Here is an 18,115-nt window from a genome sequence, read left to right on the forward strand (position 1 = left end):
ATGTCAAAACCTTTAGTGTCTATAGTCATGCCCGTGTATAATCGTGCCGCCTTAATTCAAGCAACGCTTGAGACTATTAGGGTACAAACCTATACCCATTGGGAATGTATACTAATAGATGATGGCAGTACAGATACGACAGCTGTCATCATAAATAATATAGTAGCTCAGGACCCTCGGTTTCAATATTATAATAGACCCGATACTATTGTAAAAGGCGCTAATGGCTGCAGAAATTACGGGTTTACCTTAGCACAAGGTGAATTTATTAATTGGTTTGATAGCGATGATGTTATGAAACCTGATTTTATTGCTAAAAAGCTAGCCGCTTTTGCAGGCGATACAGAGGCTGTGCTTCATAGAAATGACTATGCGAATTACCAATTAACACGCTACAGAACAAGTAAATTTGTATACAAGCATACGCAAAGCTTATTTTATAATTATGCCATGGATGCTATTGAAATTCAAACCTGTGGTTTCATGTGGCGAAAAGTATATCTTGAAGATAAAGCATTATTTAATGATACGATAGAACGCTATCAAGATAACGAGTTTCATATAAGGATGTTGGCACTAAGACCAAATGTAGTCATCATAGATCACGTTTTAGCCACTATTAGAGGGGGTGATGGAGCGGTTGATCAAATTAGTTCCCGCGCTAATGTCTCTAAAAAAAAACTATACGATATTTTCTATTTTAGATATCAAACATTGAAATTGGCAGAGCATCAAAATGTGATAAAGAAAAATGAGTTGATCCAACATGTCGCAAAAAAAATGCTTTGGGCATTCTACACGGCGTTACAATGTGAAAGTAATCGCATGGAACGATTTAAAGATCTTCGTAAATATTACAGCAAGCTGAATATTGTATATTTGAATAAAGACATTGGTTTTATTACAAAGTTTAAATCGCATATATATCTATTTAAGATTTTAATCTTTAGGTAACCATTAATAAAAAAAAGAGGATTGATAACTATAATCTTAACATATAGAGACAGAAATATAAACATATTAAAAAATTGTTTAGCCACTCTCGCCAATCAAGTGACTAAAAACTTTGATGTCATTTTAGTAGATTATGGAAGTACCTCTAATTACAAAAATGAATTGTGCGTTTTAATAGATGCATACAGTTTTGTAAAACTCATTCGTTGTGAAACAGAACAACAGTTATGGTGTAAATCTAGAGCCATTAACATCGCGTTAAAAACCATTGAAAGCCCCTATTGTTTTATTGGCGATGTCGATATGTTGTATCATCCAGGAGTTTATTACGGTATTAGAGCAGGTGGCTAAAGAACGGGTGGCTACCTATTTTCAAGTGGGTTTTTTAAGTGAAACAGAATCTAAAAAAACAAAACCTTTTGGAGCCTATAAGGTGGCTTTTAAATCTAATAATCAAGCCACAGGGATGACCGTATACAATACAGAACTTTTAAAGTCTATAGGAGGTTACGACGAATTCTACAATGGCTGGGGAAGTGAAGATACCGATGTGCATGTGCGCTTGAAAAATGCGGGACATACTGTGCGCTTTTATTCAGATGCACTGCTAATACTTCATCAATGGCATGCCAAGCACTATAGAATGAATAATGATAATTCACCGCTTCATTCTCGTTTAGAGCAAATAAATGCGGCCTATTTGGATCTCGTTGCGTCAACCAATAGAATGAAAGCAAATACAGACCAAGAATGGGGAGTGTATCATGCAGAAGACTATAAGCAACTACAACATAGTGATGAAACGTATAATATTACGAATAGGGGAGGCACAATTACTGCTTTTATAAATGGGGTCTTGTTGCCCGCGACTAACAAAGTCATTCACCTCCAAGTAAATGTACACAAGGATTACAAATCCTTTAAACAAACGATAAAAAAACGACTAGGAAAGAAAACCATGGCCTTTGATAGTATGCAAGAGATCAATGATCAATTATTAGAGTGTATTATAAGAAACTTGAGAAACCAGCCTTATAAATATCAATATAATAGAAATGATGAGACCATCACATTAATCATTAAATTATAAGTCATGCGAATATTAATGGTTTCTATGAATTCTATTCATTTTCAACGCTGGACCAATCAACTTAAAGACTCGGACATGAGGTGTTTTGGTTCGATATTAAAGATGGAGCAACAGTTCCCAGCTTGTCGTGGTTAACAGCCTTTCAAAATTGGAAATTCAGGTGGCCTCATTGGAGCGGGCGTTATTTTATAAAAAAGAAATGGCCGAACGTGTATAAAGTTCTAGAAAAAGATACCGCTAAAGCTTTTGAAGATGCATTATTAGAGGTGAAGCGAGACGCGGTGCACAGTTTTGTGCTTTACCTATCCTGCGTCCCTATTTTAAAAGTTATGCAAAAACATAGTAACCTAAAATGGATCTATTCGTCTTGGGGAAGTGATTTGTACTATTTTAAAGAATTTCCAGCATACAGAAAAGACATTGAAGCCGTTTTACAGCGCGTCAATTATTTGTTTACAGATTGTAAAAGAGATGTGCAACTAGCAAAAGACATGGGGTTTAATGGAACGGTCTTAGGCACTTTTCCTGGTGGGGGAGGCTATGATTTTTCAATAGCGAACACCTTAATAAAAACACCTGTTTTAGCGCGTAAAATTATTTTAATAAAGGGGTATCAAGGACGTTCTGGAAGAGCGATTGAGGTATTGAAAGCTTTAGAACCCTTGAAAAGGGAATTAAAAAAGTATCAACTTGTAATTTTTGGGGCAGATCCTGAAGTACTATCATATATAGAGAACCATACATGGTTTAAACATTTAGATATGCGCGTATATTCAAAATCAAAAATACTGTCCCACCGAGACTATTTTAAAACTAATGGGCACTGCATTACTATATATAGGAAATAGTGCGAGTGATGGTTTGCCAAATACGCTGCTAGAAGCTATAGTATGTGGTGCGTTTCCTATACAGTCTAATCCTGGAGGGGCTTCTGAAGATATTATTACAACAGAAAAAAACGGGTTACTTATTCAAGAGTGCAGTCATATTGAAACCATAACACAACAAATTAAAAAAGCGTTAGAAACACCAGACTTAATTGAACAGGCCTATCATTATAATCAGAATATAGTGAAGCCTCAGTTGGAAATCACTCTTATAAAAGCAAAGGTTTTGAAGGCTTACAAAAGTGTTGTCTATTAATTTTTAGACTTAAGGGAGTGTTTTAATTACAACACCTACACAATGACCTTTTATCCTAATTTTTACTGTTTCAACGTTAAAAAATGTATTTTAGCAGAAGTAATGCGTTAACTAATCGATTGGCATTTAATGAAAAAAATAGGATTTATACCACTAAGAAAAGGCTCTAAAGGCATCCCTGGTAAAAATAAACGAAAAATGGTGGGAAGACCTTTATTTACCTGGGTTTTGGGCGAAGCTATTTTTTCAGACTTAGATGAAATTATTATTTATACAGATGATGAAGCCATTATCAATTTTATTTCTAAAGAATACCAGTGGACCACTAAAGTAAAAGCACAATTGAGAAGCGACGAAAGCGCTAGTGATACAGCAACGACAGAAATGGCTATGTTAGAATATTGTGATAGTATTGCTTATGATTTTGACGCCTTTTGTTTGTTGCAAGCCACCTCTCCGTTTACTACAAGAGCAGACATTAACGCCTGTTTATCAAAATTAAATGAAGGGTACGATTCTGCACTAACGGTAGTAAATACGCACCGCTTTTTGTGGAATGAAAATGGGACGCCTGTAAATTATAATCCACTACAACGACCAAGACGACAAGATTTTGAAGGGGTACTCATAGAAAATGGAGCGGTATATACCACAACAAAAGTGGCGCTTAAAAAAAATAAAAACAGACTAGGCGAAAAAACAGCTATTGTAAAAATGCCTGAAGCATCTCTATTGGAAATAGATTCAGAAAACGATTGGATTTCGGTTGAGCAATTGCTCATCGAGCGGCAAAAGAGGGCTAAAATAGCCTCGAAAATCACACATGTGGTTTTAGATGTTGATGGTGTGTTTACAGATGGTACCATAACCTATACAAAAGACGGAGAACATACAAAAAGCTTCGATATGCGCGATGGCATGGGCTTAGAGATATTAAGGCAATTTGATGTTAAAGTGCTAGTGATGACTTCAGAAAACTCTGAGCTTGTGGCCAAACGCATGCAGAAATTAAATATTGAACAGGTGTATTTGGGGGTGAAAGATAAATACAGCTTGCTTCAACATATTATAAAAGAACAAAAACTAGCCATCACTAATTTTGCGTATATAGGTGATGATGTTAACGATTTAACAAATATCTGTAGCGTGGGCTGGTCTTTAGCCCCTAATAATGCGACAGCTATTGTAAAGCAGCATGCCGACATCGTTTTGTCGAAACCCTCCGGAGCTGGAGCGATTAGAGAAGCCTGTGCGTTTATTATGAATTATAATAAGAGATTCTAAACAGATGAATATTTACAAGAAACCATATATTATTGCCGAAATTGGATGTAACCATAAAGGGGACATGACCATTGCAAAAGAACTAATTAAAGTAGCGAAAATATTTTGTAATGTGGATGCGGTGAAATTTCAAAAGCGTCATAATAAAGAATTGTTGACAGAAGAACAATACAACAGCCCGCACCCTAATCCTGCAAATTCTTATGGCAATACCTATGGGGAACATCGGGAATTTTTAGAGTTTGATGTACAACAACATCGCGAATTAAAAACGTATTGTGAAGACATAGGCATTACCTATTCCACTTCTGTATGGGATGTCACGTCAGCACAAGAAATCGCTTCACTTAACCCTGAGTTTATAAAAATTCCTTCAGCCTGTAATAATAACGTAGTCATGTTGGAGTGGTTATGTAAAAACTACAGCGGAGAGATTCATGTTTCAACAGGAATGACCACCAAAACAGAGATAGACGCGTTGGTGATGTTGTTTAAAAAGCACAACAGAAATAAAGATTTAGTACTTTACAATTGTACCTCAGGATATCCCGTGCCTTTTGAAGATGTTTGTTTGTTAGATATTAATCTACTAATGGATAAATATAAAGATGAGGTAAAACATATTGGTTTTTCTCGCCATCATTTAGGGATTGCGGTAGATGTTGCCGCCTACACTTTAGGAGCTAACATCATAGAACGGCATTATACGATTGATAGAACTTGGAAAGGAACAGACCATGCCGCCTCTTTAGAGCCTATGGGCTTGCGAAAATTATCAAGAGATGTACATGCTGTTTACAAGGCCTTATCTTTTAAGAGTCAGGATATTTTGCCCATTGAACAAGTGCAGCGCGACAAATTAAAAAATCAAAAAGGATAGTATGTTTTCAACCCAAACCATGAGGCTTTTCTGGTGGAATGAAAAAAAACTACAAGGCAAGGCCAAAGAAAATTATGGCGACCTTTTAGGGTGTTATTTGGTTGAAAAAATATCAGGGAAACGTGTGGTATGGGCCAATCCTTCAAAAAAATCAATTGCTAATTTCTTTAGTCCCATCTATGTCACCATTGGGAGTATACTAGCCCAAGTAACTACCAATTGTATTGTTTGGGGAAGTGGCATCATATCTAAAGAATATAGTATTAAAAAAGCTACGTTTCTAGCCGTTCGCGGACCGCAAACCAGAGCGCATTTACTTAATCAAGGCTATGAGGTTCCGTAGTTTATGGCGATCCCGCACTGCTATTACCGCGATTTTATCATCCTAAAATTGAAAAAACATACCGCTTAGGTATTGTGCCACATTATCAAGATTTTAAATTCATTTCAGAAACATTTAGCGAGGATAAAAGTGTTTTGATTATTGATTTAATGACGACCAATATTGAAGCAACAACTAATCAATTTCTAAAATGCGACACCATTGTATCCTCCTCTTTGCATGGCATTATTGTCGCGCATGCGTATGGCATTCCTGCCGTTTGGCAAAAGTTTTCTGAGGCCGTTTTTGGGGATGATATAAAATATCAGGACTATTTTGAATCTGTTCAGTTACAACCTTATCAATCAAAAGTCATCGAAGAAAAGATGACTTTAGAGACCTTACAACAGGTGTTAAATGCGACTGAATCACTTCCTAAGCAAAAAGTGATAGACGACTTATGCGATGGATTAATGGCGGTATGCCCGTTTAAAAAGGAAATAAAGCATGAGTAAAAAAGTATTTGTTTTTTTTCCGAGATGGCGTGGGTTTAAGAAACTTTGCCTTTACCAATTTTAAAACCATTGGCGAGCAAATGGGCTTCGATATTACCTATTGGAATAATACGGTATTTTCTTTAAAAGAGGAGCTGGGTTTTCAGGAGGTTACTATTGAAGACCATAGTAGTCATAAGCTATTATCCATCTACTCCGAGCCCGAAAACGGGCGGAACTCAATGTGTCTCGTGATAAGTTTAATGATGCGGTGTATCCAACCTATAAGTTCCCGTTTAGTTTTAAGGGGTTGAAAAATGTGTTTAAAAGTCTGTATACCAAAATCCTTATTGGTTTGTATTCCTCAGAAGAAGGTGTGGTTAAACTCCGCAATAAAATAAATGCATTAGAGCGGTCTACTTCAAAATATGAGTATTGTAAAGCACAATTAGAACAGCATAAACCAGATTTAATATTCTGTACAACTCAGCGTTCAACACAATCTATTAGTGCCTTATTAGCGGCTAAAGATTTAGGAATCCCAACCGTTGCCTTTGTGTATTCTTGGGATAATGTGCCAAAAGCCATGCAAGTCGTCGAAACCGATTACTATTTTGTATGGAGTGATTTAATGAAAGGAGAAGTCTTGAAATACTATCCTTTTGTAAAAGAAGAACAGGTCTATGTTACTGGAACACCCCAGTTTGAACCGCATTTTGATCACAGTTTAAAACAATCGCGAGAAGCCTTTTTTAAAGCATATAATCCGGATGAGAATAAGAAATATATTTGTTTTTCTCGGAGATGATGAAACCACCTCTCCTTTAGATCAATACTATTTAGAAGATTTGGCACAGGCTGTGAGAAGCCTAAATAATGAAGGCGAAAATCTAGGCATTATTTATAGAAAGTGTCCTGTAGATTTTACCACGCGTTATGATGCCATTATTAAAGCAAACCAAGATGTTATTGCAGTGATGGATCCCATCCGGAAGCCCGTTGGAGACCAATGGAATCAAGTTTTACCAGCAAAAGAAGATTTTAAATTGTTGTATAATATTTGTGAGCACAGTGAATTTGTGACCAACGTTTGTTCCTCTACCGTGTTCGATTTCGTTACACATAACAAACCGTGCATTTACTATAATTACGAGCAACCGCAATTAAAAAAGGGGATTCGTGATATCGGTCAAAATTACAACTATGTGCATTTTAGATCGATGCCTAGTAACCATGCGGCCGTTTTTTGTACCGATAAAAAAGATTTGAAAACCATCGTAAAAAATATATTAGTTGGAAAAACGTCTAACGTTACCGAAGGCTTAAAATGGTTTGAGATTGTAGTAGGAAAACAACCAACAAAAGCTTCTAAGCATATTTGGGAGTCGATACAGTCAATTTTAAACTCGAATTAAATGAAAGCGAAAACCATCGATTACTATAAAACCTTAAATGATGATTTTCTTGAAGAAGAATCTCACGTGTTTCGATTTGGAAGCATAGGGGATGGGGGGTATTATTTAAGACCATCAACAATGCATAAATCAGAAGTTTTATTTAGTGGAGGCATTTCTTCAAATTTAGAATTTGAATACGATGCCTTTCGTTTTAATCCGGAAATGAAAATTTTAATGATCGACCCTACTATTTCACGGTTCAAAACTGTTAATTAAGGGACTGGCAAGGATGTTCTTTAAAAAACGAGATAAACTGAGATATCTCTATAATGCCTTGTTGTTTAATTATTTAATTAGGACTAAACGTTGTAAGCATTTACCTTTATGGTTAACTAAAGAACAGTCTATTTTAGATTTATTAAAAACAAACTTTAAAACTCAAAAAAACATCCTTTTAAAGTTAGACATTGAAGGCAGTGAGTATGCATTTTTAGATGAAATTGTTAGAAATAAAAAGGCGTTTAGAGCCATGGTTTTCGAATTTCATGATTTAGATAAAAAGCATGAGTTGGTGCATCGGTTTATAGATCAGTGTCATCCGAATTCAAATTGATTCATTCTAATATAAATCCTGCCGGTGGATTTGTAAATGGGCTTCCTAAATGTATCGAGATCAGCTTGGAATTGAAGTGAATCTTTATTTAATTTTCTAAAAGATAATTACCCTAAATGCTTTTTAACTCAATAGATTTTGCAATATTCTTACCGCTAGTGTTTGTATTGCATTGGTTCTTTTCGAAAGCAAGTGGTAATTATCAAAATATTTTACTAGTATTAGCTAGTTATGTCTTCTACGGTTGGTGGGATTGGCGTTTTTTAATACTAATAGTGCTTAGCACTTTGGTCGACTATAGTATTGGCCTAGTGCTACACAAAGAAAGCGCTTAAAGAAAAGACGGTTTTTGCTTTTTGTTAGTGTCTTGGTTAATTTGGGGCTTCTCGGATTTTTTAAATACTACAACTTTTTTACTGAGAATTTTATAACGGCTTTTTCATTTTTTGGAAACGACATCACATGGCAATCGCTAGATATCATTTTGCCGGTAGGAATAAGTTTTTATACCTTTCAAACTTTAAGCTATACCATAGATGTCTATAAAAACAAACTGGCGCCTACAAAAGATTTTGTGGCCTTTTCTGTGTTTGTAAGCTTTTTTCCTCAATTGGTAGCGGGACCTATTGAAAGAGCTACACAGTTGTTACCTCAATTTTATAGTAAAAGAAGTTTTGATTATAAACAAGCAAAAGAGGGCCTGTATCTCATTATTTGGGGCCTCTTTAAAAAGGTGGTTGTTGCAGATTCGTGTGCGATCTATGTCAATGAAATCTTTTCGAAGTCTGATAGTATGAACTCATTAAGTCTTTTATTGGGCGCTGTCTATTTTGCATTTCAAATTTATGGCGATTTCAGTGGGTATTCAGATATCGCTGTAGGAACTTCTAAATTATTTGGTATTGATTTAATGAAAAATTTCAAATACCCCTATTTTTCAAGAGATATTGCTGAATTTTGGAGACGTTGGCACATCTCGTTGTCGACATGGTTTAGAGATTATTTGTACATTCCCTTAGGAGGCAGTAAAGGATCTCAATGGCTTAATGTTAGAAATGTCTTTGTTATTTTTTTGGTTAGTGGGTTGTGGCATGGCGCAAATTGGACTTTTTTGGTTTGGGGTGCTCTAAACGCGCTTTACTTTTTACCACTATTATTAAATAATAAAAATAGACGCTATCTAAATGCGGTGGCAGACGCAAGTTCAATACCAAATTTTAGAGAGTTTATAGCCATGCTGTCCACCTTTTTCCTCACGACTTTAGGTTGGGTGTTCTTTAGAGCAGATACCCTTGCTGAAGCAGGGTTTTACATAAAGAGACTATTTTCATTTAATTTTAATGGAGGCTTCCAATATTTGTCTATTGAACGTTATGCTCCGAATTAATACTTTTAATTCTTAGTTTTATATGTATTGAGTGGTATATTAGACAAAGAGAGCATCCATTTTATGGCAATCATCTCTATTTTAAATTGGGAATTATAATTATGGGTATTGTATTACTTGGTAATTTTTCAAATGTTAACGACTTTATTTACTTTCAGTTTTAAAAATAAATTTTGAAGAACTTTATATTACATAGCATTTCAATATTAATTTTATTTATACTAATATTATATGTAAGCGACTTTGCCTACACCTTTATATATCAAAACAGTAAACCTAGAAATAAACTTCAATATATTTTAAAGGTAGAAAATCAAGATTATGATCTCGTATTCTTGGGTTCGTCTCGCGTTGCCAACCATATTGATACTAAAATATTTGATACGCTTTCTAGCAGAAAAACGATTAATTTAGGAGTTTTAGGTGCTAGTTTAAATGACAATCTTTTAGAATTAAAACTACTGGTGCACTCTAATAGAATTAAAAACCTCGTATTGCAATTAGATGATAGTTACCAACGCACGAATTCTACAACGATGGTCACTGCCGGAGCAGTTCCATTTTTAAGAAATGACATTATAAAAGAACATATTAAAGACAATCTGGATAACTTTAATAAGTTATATTATTTACCCTATTATCGCTATGCTGTAAATGCCCATAAAATTGGATTTAGAGAAAGTTTTTTTTCTTTGATAAATAGAAAACCGAAAATTGATCCTAAAATTGGATATTATCCTATGTACGGTAATAACCTTGAACAACCATTATCGTTACCAAAAGAATTAGTAGGTAAAAATCCGGTCTTTGATAAGATTGCAGATTTATGTGAGGAACATAATATAAACCTGATCATGTTTGTGGCGCCCTATTGTAGTAGTATAAAAAACATAGAATATATTGATAAGTTAAAACAAAGATGTCCGGAGGTAATAGATTTCTCTAGAGGTTATGCAGATGATTTGTTTTACAATTGCGGTCATCTTAATCATAAAGGAGCACAAAAATTTACAAAAGACTTGTTTTTAAGAATAAATGCCATGCTTAAATAATTTAGAGATCTCATGAACATTGGACTAATCACTCCCGAATACCCACACCCTAAAGTTAATTATGCAGCAGGGATTGCTACAAGTATTAAAAATTTGGCGATTACTTTGGTACAGAAGGGCGTGCAGGTAACGGTGTTTGTATATCATCAAGATTTCAATGATATTTTTGATGATGAAGGGGTGACCATTCATTTAATTCAAAAGAAAAACTATAAGATATGGACCTGGTATTATTATCGTAAACACCTCCGTAATTATATCAATACCATCGTAAAACAGGAAGCGATTGATTTGTTGGAAGCACCGGATTGGACGGGTATTACGGCATTTATGCGCTTTAAAGTGCCTGTCGTCATCAGGTTTCATGGAAGCGATGCTTACTTTTGTAAATTGGAGCATAGAAAACAAAAATTTAAAAATTTCGTGTTTGAAAAAATAGCTTTAAAAGGGGCTCAGGCTTACATCGCACCAACGACCTTTGCAGGCCAGGAAACTCAAAAAATTTTTGGTCTAAATAAAAGTAAGATTAAAACCATTTACTACGGATTGCAATTGGAGCGTTTTGTGAATGAAACACCTCAAGATTTTGAAGTCAATACCATTCTATATATTGGGACGATTATAAGAAAAAAAGGGGTGTTAGAATTGGCTCAAATTTTTAATAAAGTATTGGAGACCCATCCGGAAGCAAAATTACTTTTAATAGGAGGGGATGCTCCGGATGTTAAATCAGGGCATACTTCTACCTACAATCTAATGACTAAGGTGTTTTCTGAAGCAGCAAAAGCACGGGTTGATTATTTAGGTAAAATTGCGTATTCAGAGGTGAAATCGCAAATAGAAAAAGCCCATGTTTGCGTGTTTCCTTCCTTTGCTGAAACCTTAGGTATGGTAACCATAGAATCCATGGCACTACAAAAGCCTGTAGTGAATACAAGCATGGGCTGGGCTCAGGAATTAATTGATGATGGTGAAAATGGCTATTTAGTCCATCCTTCAGATATTCAAGGATATGCTAATAAAATCACCCTACTCTTAAATGATGTTGACTTGTGTCGCACCATTGGAAAAGCAGCTAGACGAAAAGTAGAGACGGTTTTTGATATCGAAAAGCAAGCCGATATAAATATCGCTTATTATAAGGAGTTAACTTCAAAAGTAATCCATTGAGTGTATCACAAAACATAAAAAGAACACTAAGTAAACGCATTAAACATTTAAAATTGTTGGTGTTTCATAGTAAACAACTCAGCTTTAAAAGTAGTCCTAAAAAGCGTATCATTATTTGCTTCAACGGGCTTTTGCCTCATGGCGGTATGGTAGATCGTTTAAAAGGAATCATATCCTTTTATGATATTGCCAAAATATTAGATTATGATTTTTTTATTCAGTTTGATACGCCTTTTAAATTGGCAATGTTTTTAGAACCAAATGAAGTGCCCTGGCAAATGAATAGAGAGGCTATTAAGTACCATCCATTAAAAACAAAAGTGGTGTATCTGGTGAATGACTTTTCATGTAATCCGTTACAACTAATTCAAAGCTCTAAAGCAGAGACTTATATAGTTTATGCGAACATTGATTATTCTAGTGCCATGTATCCGGAATGGACCACGCAAGAGAAGGAAGCGCATTGGAGAAGAAACTTTAACGCCTTATTTAAAAAATCAGCTTTTTTAAACCATCAGTTAAAAGGCATAGAGGATGAGAAATATATAGCTCTGCATACCCGATTTACGTCTTTAATGGGAGATTTTAAAGATACAACAACGCTAATTTTAGACACAGAAGAACGTGAGACCCTCATGGATGCGCTAAGACAAAAAATAACAGGTATTTTAGAAGCCACACCATTTAAATGTTATGTTTTTTCAGATAGCATTCGTTTTTTAGAGTACATTAAAGACAAAGAACCAGTCTGTGTACTGGAAGGACACCCGTTTCATATGGATGATTTTGCTGGAAATACGGCTATTGCTGCCCATTTAAAAACACTTTTAGATTTTTTTATGATCGTAGAAAGTGAAGCGGTTTATTTCTTGAAATGTGGCAACATGTATCACAGCAGTTTTTCAAAATATGCCGCAATTATTGGAAATAAACCATTTAAAACCATAACCAATTAGTGATGTTCATTGTTTTACATAAGGAAGGTGTTGTGACTTCGATTTTAGATGAAGCTTTTCAAGCGACCTCAAATTTTGAGACCGGAGAATCGGTACCCATAACATTAAAAACGATAGCCAATAAAAATAGAAAAACGTTGTTGGTCCGGTGTCATGAACGGTTAAAGGAGCACTTAAATATTGAAGCGTTTGAGACTATTTTTCACCACGACCGTATTTTTGCAGCTTACAATCCCACAGTAACAGACTATTTACCCAAACAAATAGGGTATGTTGAACGCTCATTTTTTTTGAAGGTGAATAAAAAGGTAAGCTATCCCACATGGTTAATGAGTAATCACATAGGGGGTATAAGTACCGAAGTATTTCTCCATTTAGGACAACATTTAAATGTCAATGAATCCTTTGACTACTTTTTACTCTCACTCGCGAAACGGGGTATGGGGGAAGGCCTGTTTTGTTATTCAGAACCTGCGTTACTCAATGCAAAACCCATTCCAGTACTGCCATCACCGCAAGCCTCTAAACGGGAGCTTTTTAAATTTGTGAGACAACATTATAAATGGGTATGGGTGCTTTTTTTAGCGTGGAGCTATAGCATATTTGAGCGTCAACTTTCTGTGTACAGTGTTGTGAGAAGTCTTTTTTATAAGCGATTAAAAACCAATTTTGAATTAGAAGCGATACCAATGACATCTACTAAAAAGCAAGTAGAAGAGCGGTCCATTGATGTTGTTATACCAACCATTGGTAGAAAAACATATTTATATAACGTGCTGCAGGATTTGGCAAAACAAACCCATCTTCCAAAAAATGTTATAATTGTTGAGCAAAACCCAAATCTCCAAGCCGTTTCAGAACTGGATTATATACACACAGTGGATTGGCCTTTTACCATTAAGCATACCTTTACACATCAACCTGGAGTGTGTAACGCTAGAAATATAGCACTATCCCAAATAGAAAGCGAGTGGACCTTCTCGGCCGATGATGACATTAGATTTGAAAATGATTTTTTTGATCAATCTTTTAAAGAAATTAAAACAGGGGGTTTAGCCGTTTTAAACTACCTGTGTTTGCAGCCAGGACAAGAACAAACTTATTTCAAATCACATCAAACAACCATCTTTAGTTCAGGGTCTAGTATGGTGAAATCTGAAGCCTTAAAAGACTTGACATTTAACACGGCTTATGAGTTTGGCTTTGGTGAAGACTCCGATTTTGGAATGCAATTAAGACAACGTGGTTATGATGTTGTGTTTATTCCGCATTTAAAAATTACGCATCTTAAAGCCCCTATAGGTGGGTATAGAACAAAAATAGAACAACGGTGGGAAAATGATGAGATACAACCAAAACCGTCGCCAACAATACAATTACTTTATCGCACCTATTTTACCAAACAGCAACTTTTAGGCTATAAATTATTACTATTTTTAAAGTTGTTAAAAGCTAACGGATTTAAAAACCCCGTGGCTTTTAAGAGACGATTTAAAAACCAATGGCACCAAAGTGTCCTATGGAGCTTAAAGCTAAAACAACAATAACATGCTTAAACTGTATACCAATACTGAGTTTTTATGCGAAACACATCGTAGGACAGTGTTTCCGTTGTTGTTTGACCTGCATTTTAAACCCGACCCAAGACTATTACAGGATTATCAATTGGTAAATAGTATTACAGCCTGTGATATTATTGTATTTCCTATTGATTACACTCGTTTTATAAAACATAAAAAGGCGTTCGACGCCCTTTTAATGGCTTCAAAAGCACATCATAAACCCTTATGGATCTATACGGCAGGCGATTTTGGCTTTACCAATTATATTAAAAACAGTTATACCTTTAGACTAGGCGGATTTGAAAGCAAATTAAGTCAATCAAATGTGATCCTGCCTTCTTTTATAAATGATCCTTATGAAACGCAAATTCCGAGACGGTTTTTCGACTTTAAAAAAAACAGCGAAGCCTACGATTGGTTTTGTTGGTCATGCAGCGTCAGGGCCTTCAAAATATATAAAAGAGATTTTAGGGCATTTAAAAACGAGTATAAAACGGAAATTGAATAACGTATATATCGATGGACAAACCTTTTATCCTTCAAGTATAAAAAGGGCTGGATACTTATCGATGCTATCAAAAGATAACCGACTGGACACCCATTTTATTTTGCGGGATAAGTACAGAGCAGGAACAACTTCCACTTCGGGAAAACAAAAATCAATGGATGAATTTTATGAAAATATATTTAATAACGCGTATACCTTTTGCAGTCGTGGTGTTGGTAATTTTTCAGTGCGTTTTTATGAAACCCTTGCCATGGGACGTATTCCTGTTTTATTAAATACAGATTGTAAATTACCGTTGGATTCTGAAATCGATTGGAAAAACCATTGTGTCATTATTAAGGAGGCCGAGGTTAAAACCATGCCTGAAAAAATAGTAGCCTTTCATGAGCGCTTGTCAAATGAAGCTTTTGAGAATCTGCAACTTAATAATCGCAAATTATGGGAAACAAAGTTGATGCGGCATGCCTATTTTATTGCAATTCATGAGGTGTTTATGACTAAATTAGGAGTTCATGAGTAAATCCTTTACATTGATTGTGTGTACCTATATGCGACCAAATGCGTTGCTTAAATTGCTGGAATCGGTCCATAATCAAACGGTATATCCTAATGACATTTTGATTGTTGATGGCTCGACTAATGGAGACACTCAAAAGCTTTTGAATGACCATCCATTTAAAAATTTAAAATATTTTAAAGTAGATGAGAAGAACCGAGGTTTAACAAAACAACGTAATTTTGGAATAAGTAAAGTAGATGGGGCCTCTGAAATCGTTTGTTTTTTGGATGATGACATTGTATTAACTCCAACTTATTTTGAGAATTTAATTGGAACCTACGAAACACATCCCATGGCATTAGCGGTTGGAGGTTACATTACCAATGACGTCCAATGGGAGAAGACTGACGGATTACAAGATCCATCCAGGTTTTATTATGATGGTTGGATGCGTCCTGAACCTTCTCGATTTAAGCTAAGAAAAAAGCTCGGTCTGAACCCTAATGCACCACCAGGAATGATGCCTGATTTTTCACATGGCAGACCCGTGAGTTTTTTACCGCCATCCGGTAAGATTTATAAAATAGAGCAATTGATGGGAGGGACTTCGTCTTACAGAAAAAAAATATTCGAGGAACTCCGTTTCTCAACCTATTTTCAAGGGTATGGTTTATATGAAGATGCTGATTTCTCCTTAAGATTAGCAAAGCATGGAAGTGTTTATTTAAACACGAATGCGCAGTTAGCCCACTACCACGAGGCTTCGGAAGACCTAATCAGTACCATTACGGAAAAATGGTACTACGCAATGGCTGGTATGTTTGGAAAGTGAAATATCCAAACCCTAATTATAAAGCGCGAATGAAATGGCATGCTACCGCTTATCTGTTAACCCTAATCCGGTTTGTAAATGGGTTGACTTCAAATAAAAAACGAGAAGCCCTTACCGAAAGTTTCGGGAGAGTCGTAGGATGGTTATCTTTAGTTTTTAATCCACCAAAATTAGATTAATATTGCATGCCATGAACTTGTTCTCTCTTATCGCGTCAGATTATAAAAAATACAGCACTTACGGTGGTCATTTTTTTTCCATTTTCTTTTTTACTCAAGGGTTTTGGGCGGTGTTTCAATATAGAGTGGCGCACTGGTGTTATACATTGAAAGTTCCAGTTGTAAAACAGGTGCTTTTATTAGTCTGCTTGTTTTGGCAAAAATGCATTGAAATGTTAACAGGTATTTCTATACCTTATTCCGTCACTATAGGGCATTCCTTTTATATCGGACATTTTGGAGGCATTATTATTAATTCTAATAGTGTCATTGGAAATAATTGTAATATATCTCAAGGCGTCACCATTGGTGTTAGTGGGCGTGATGAGAAGCGAGGCGTTCCTATTATAGGAAATCATGTGTATATTGGTGCCAATGCGGTCATCGCTGGAAAAATAACTGTTGGTGATGCAGCGCTTGTTGGAGCAAATTCTTTAGTAATAGATTCTGTTGAGAGTGGTGTTACGGTGCTGGGTGTTCCGGCAAAAGTGATTAGTAATAACTCGTCTAAAGGCTATATCTAATGAAGTTTTTAGTTGTCACTAACGCACCTACATTAATACAAAAGGGACACTATTGTGCCTATGCACCTTATGTTAGGGAAATGGATGTTTGGACAGATTATGTTAAAGCATATAAACTGGTGTCTCCTAACCAGTATTCGCAAGAGTTACTAACGCTACCATTTAAAAAGCAACCGAATTGGTAGCTATTCCTAGTTTGCAGTTTAGCACTGTGAAACACATTTTGTTGAGTGTTTTTAAAATTCCGATGATAATTTTTAAACTGTATAAAGCAATGTTGTGGGCTGACCACATTCATTTGAGATGTCCAGGAAATATAGGATTATTAGGCTGTGTGCTACAGGTGGGCTTTCCTAATACACCTAAAACTGCAAAATATGCAGGAAATTGGGATCCAGGCGCACGGCAGCCCTTAAGCTATCGTATTCAAAAGTGGTTATTAAGCAATACGAGACTTACTAAAAACATGCAGGTATTGGTTTATGGCGATTGGCCGAATCAAACAAAAAACATCAAGCCCTTTTTTACAGCGACCTATAGAACGATAGAAATAGAATCCCATAGGACACGAGATTATAAGGGACTTTTAAAATTTGTGTTTGTCGGTAGTTTAGTTATTGGAAAACGCCCAAAATTAGCGATTGAAATTATAGAGCAACTACACAAGCAAGGAAGAAAAGTAGCTTTAGATTTATATGGAGAAGGTGTTTTAAGACCGGAACTGGAGCAGTATCTTGAGGCAAACAATTTGAATGCTTTGGTGACATTGAAAGGAAACCAAACAAAAGCCGTTTTAAAGCAAGCCTATAAGGATGCTCATTTTTCTATACTACCATCAAAATCTGAAGGTTGGCCCAAAGCCATTGCAGAAGCCATGTTTTTTGGAGCCATACCTATTGTTACCAAAATCTCGTGCTTACCTTTTATGTTAGACGGAGGAACTCGGGGAGTATTAATCGAACCGGAATTACAGGAGGCCGTAGATAAAATCAATCAAGCTTTAGAAAATGCAGAGACATTAAAAAAGATGTCTGAAGCAGCGCTAACTTGGTCACAGAAGTATACCTTAGATACCTTTGAATATGAAATAGCGACACTTTTGGAGGGTGAGTAGTGAATAGTGTGATTAGTGAGAAGTGAGAAGTGAGTAGTGAAAGGTAGGGCGTGAAAAGACATAGATTTGATATAAACAACCAACAACCAACAACCAATAACTAAAACAAGCGGTAC

At 35.7% G+C, this 18,115-nt stretch carries 24 protein-coding genes and 1 pseudogene; all 25 read left to right on the forward strand.

The window, feature by feature from the left end:
- The 25 genes and pseudogenes from N7U66_RS19180 (at nt 1) to N7U66_RS19295 (ending at nt 17,999) form a co-directional block, all read left to right on the forward strand.
- Nucleotides 1–954: a glycosyltransferase family 2 protein gene (locus N7U66_RS19180; protein ID WP_267676538.1), complete on the forward strand. Its 954-nt coding sequence runs from the start codon at nt 1–3 to the stop codon at nt 952–954.
- A gap of 21 nt (nt 955–975) precedes the next feature.
- The gene (locus tag N7U66_RS19185) at nt 976–1,305 is read left to right on the forward strand and encodes a glycosyltransferase family 2 protein (protein WP_267676539.1); all 330 of its coding nucleotides are present in this window, start codon (nt 976–978) and stop codon (nt 1,303–1,305) included.
- The gene (locus tag N7U66_RS19190) at nt 1,223–2,044 is read left to right on the forward strand and encodes a galactosyltransferase-related protein (protein ID WP_267676540.1); all 822 of its coding nucleotides are present in this window, start codon (nt 1,223–1,225) and stop codon (nt 2,042–2,044) included. Before N7U66_RS19185 ends, N7U66_RS19190 begins: the two co-directional genes overlap by 83 nt.
- Nucleotides 2,045–2,124: 80 nt before the next feature.
- Nucleotides 2,125–2,892: a hypothetical protein gene (locus N7U66_RS19195; protein ID WP_267676541.1), complete on the forward strand. Its 768-nt coding sequence runs from the start codon at nt 2,125–2,127 to the stop codon at nt 2,890–2,892.
- Nucleotides 2,861–3,187, forward strand: coding sequence for a glycosyltransferase (locus N7U66_RS19200; protein ID WP_267676542.1), 327 nt, complete (start codon nt 2,861–2,863; stop codon nt 3,185–3,187). The genes N7U66_RS19195 and N7U66_RS19200 overlap by 32 nt, the downstream gene beginning before the upstream one ends.
- Nucleotides 3,188–3,316: 129 nt before the next feature.
- The gene (locus N7U66_RS19205) at nt 3,317–4,471 is read left to right on the forward strand and encodes an acylneuraminate cytidylyltransferase (RefSeq protein WP_267676543.1); all 1,155 of its coding nucleotides are present in this window, start codon (nt 3,317–3,319) and stop codon (nt 4,469–4,471) included.
- Between the two features lie 4 nt (nt 4,472–4,475).
- A complete protein-coding gene (locus tag N7U66_RS19210; protein WP_267676544.1) occupies nt 4,476–5,351 on the forward strand; it encodes an N-acetylneuraminate synthase family protein in 876 nt (291 codons plus the stop codon).
- A gap of 1 nt (nt 5,352) precedes the next feature.
- On the forward strand, nt 5,353–5,694 hold the full coding sequence (locus N7U66_RS19215; RefSeq protein ID WP_267676545.1) for a hypothetical protein: 342 nt from the start codon (nt 5,353–5,355) through the stop codon (nt 5,692–5,694).
- 47 nt (nt 5,695–5,741) lie between these two features.
- Nucleotides 5,742–6,188: a polysaccharide pyruvyl transferase family protein gene (locus tag N7U66_RS19220; RefSeq protein WP_267678562.1), complete on the forward strand. Its 447-nt coding sequence runs from the start codon at nt 5,742–5,744 to the stop codon at nt 6,186–6,188.
- Nucleotides 6,189–6,411: 223 nt separating this feature from the next.
- Complete coding sequence (locus N7U66_RS19225; protein WP_267676546.1) at nt 6,412–6,975, forward strand: glycosyltransferase family protein; 564 nt, start codon at nt 6,412–6,414, stop codon at nt 6,973–6,975.
- The gene (locus tag N7U66_RS19230; protein WP_267676547.1) at nt 6,938–7,582 is read left to right on the forward strand and encodes a hypothetical protein; all 645 of its coding nucleotides are present in this window, start codon (nt 6,938–6,940) and stop codon (nt 7,580–7,582) included. The genes N7U66_RS19225 and N7U66_RS19230 overlap by 38 nt, the downstream gene beginning before the upstream one ends.
- Complete coding sequence (locus tag N7U66_RS19235; RefSeq protein ID WP_267676548.1) at nt 7,583–7,840, forward strand: hypothetical protein; 258 nt, start codon at nt 7,583–7,585, stop codon at nt 7,838–7,840.
- A gap of 13 nt (nt 7,841–7,853) precedes the next feature.
- A complete protein-coding gene (locus N7U66_RS19240) occupies nt 7,854–8,177 on the forward strand; it encodes a class I SAM-dependent methyltransferase (protein WP_267676549.1) in 324 nt (107 codons plus the stop codon).
- 116 nt (nt 8,178–8,293) lie between these two features.
- Nucleotides 8,294–9,728, forward strand: a pseudogene (locus N7U66_RS19245) (MBOAT family O-acyltransferase).
- A 9-nt stretch (nt 9,729–9,737) separates the two neighbouring features.
- Nucleotides 9,738–10,616 (forward strand): hypothetical protein, encoded by an 879-nt coding sequence (locus tag N7U66_RS19250; RefSeq protein WP_267676550.1) that lies wholly within the window; start codon nt 9,738–9,740, stop codon nt 10,614–10,616.
- A gap of 12 nt (nt 10,617–10,628) precedes the next feature.
- Complete coding sequence (locus tag N7U66_RS19255) at nt 10,629–11,786, forward strand: glycosyltransferase family 4 protein (RefSeq protein ID WP_267676551.1); 1,158 nt, start codon at nt 10,629–10,631, stop codon at nt 11,784–11,786.
- Nucleotides 11,783–12,742, forward strand: a complete 960-nt coding sequence (locus N7U66_RS19260) for a hypothetical protein (protein WP_267676552.1) — start codon at nt 11,783–11,785, stop codon at nt 12,740–12,742. The genes N7U66_RS19255 and N7U66_RS19260 overlap by 4 nt, the downstream gene beginning before the upstream one ends.
- A 2-nt stretch (nt 12,743–12,744) precedes the next feature.
- The gene (locus N7U66_RS19265; protein ID WP_267678563.1) at nt 12,745–14,289 is read left to right on the forward strand and encodes a glycosyltransferase family 2 protein; all 1,545 of its coding nucleotides are present in this window, start codon (nt 12,745–12,747) and stop codon (nt 14,287–14,289) included.
- A 1-nt stretch (nt 14,290) separates the two neighbouring features.
- Nucleotides 14,291–14,812: a hypothetical protein gene (locus N7U66_RS19270; RefSeq protein WP_267676553.1), complete on the forward strand. Its 522-nt coding sequence runs from the start codon at nt 14,291–14,293 to the stop codon at nt 14,810–14,812.
- The gene (locus N7U66_RS19275) at nt 14,805–15,332 is read left to right on the forward strand and encodes an exostosin domain-containing protein (protein WP_267676554.1); all 528 of its coding nucleotides are present in this window, start codon (nt 14,805–14,807) and stop codon (nt 15,330–15,332) included. Before N7U66_RS19270 ends, N7U66_RS19275 begins: the two co-directional genes overlap by 8 nt.
- Nucleotides 15,325–16,143, forward strand: coding sequence for a glycosyltransferase family 2 protein (locus N7U66_RS19280; protein WP_313791314.1), 819 nt, complete (start codon nt 15,325–15,327; stop codon nt 16,141–16,143). The genes N7U66_RS19275 and N7U66_RS19280 overlap by 8 nt, the downstream gene beginning before the upstream one ends.
- A 29-nt stretch (nt 16,144–16,172) precedes the next feature.
- The gene (locus tag N7U66_RS22315; protein WP_313791315.1) at nt 16,173–16,322 is read left to right on the forward strand and encodes a hypothetical protein; all 150 of its coding nucleotides are present in this window, start codon (nt 16,173–16,175) and stop codon (nt 16,320–16,322) included.
- 11 nt (nt 16,323–16,333) lie between these two features.
- Nucleotides 16,334–16,885: a serine O-acetyltransferase gene (locus N7U66_RS19285; protein ID WP_267676555.1), complete on the forward strand. Its 552-nt coding sequence runs from the start codon at nt 16,334–16,336 to the stop codon at nt 16,883–16,885.
- Nucleotides 16,885–17,070: a hypothetical protein gene (locus N7U66_RS19290; RefSeq protein WP_267676556.1), complete on the forward strand. Its 186-nt coding sequence runs from the start codon at nt 16,885–16,887 to the stop codon at nt 17,068–17,070. Before N7U66_RS19285 ends, N7U66_RS19290 begins: the two co-directional genes overlap by 1 nt.
- Before the next feature lie 89 nt (nt 17,071–17,159).
- Nucleotides 17,160–17,999 carry a glycosyltransferase family 4 protein gene (locus tag N7U66_RS19295; protein WP_267676557.1) on the forward strand — a complete coding sequence of 280 codons (840 nt, stop codon included), beginning with the start codon at nt 17,160–17,162 and terminating at the stop codon, nt 17,997–17,999.
- Nucleotides 18,000–18,115: the final 116 nt, after the last annotated feature.

It is taken from the genome of Lacinutrix neustonica (genome assembly GCF_026625145.1).
Lineage (GTDB): Bacteria > Bacteroidota > Bacteroidia > Flavobacteriales > Flavobacteriaceae > Lacinutrix > Lacinutrix neustonica.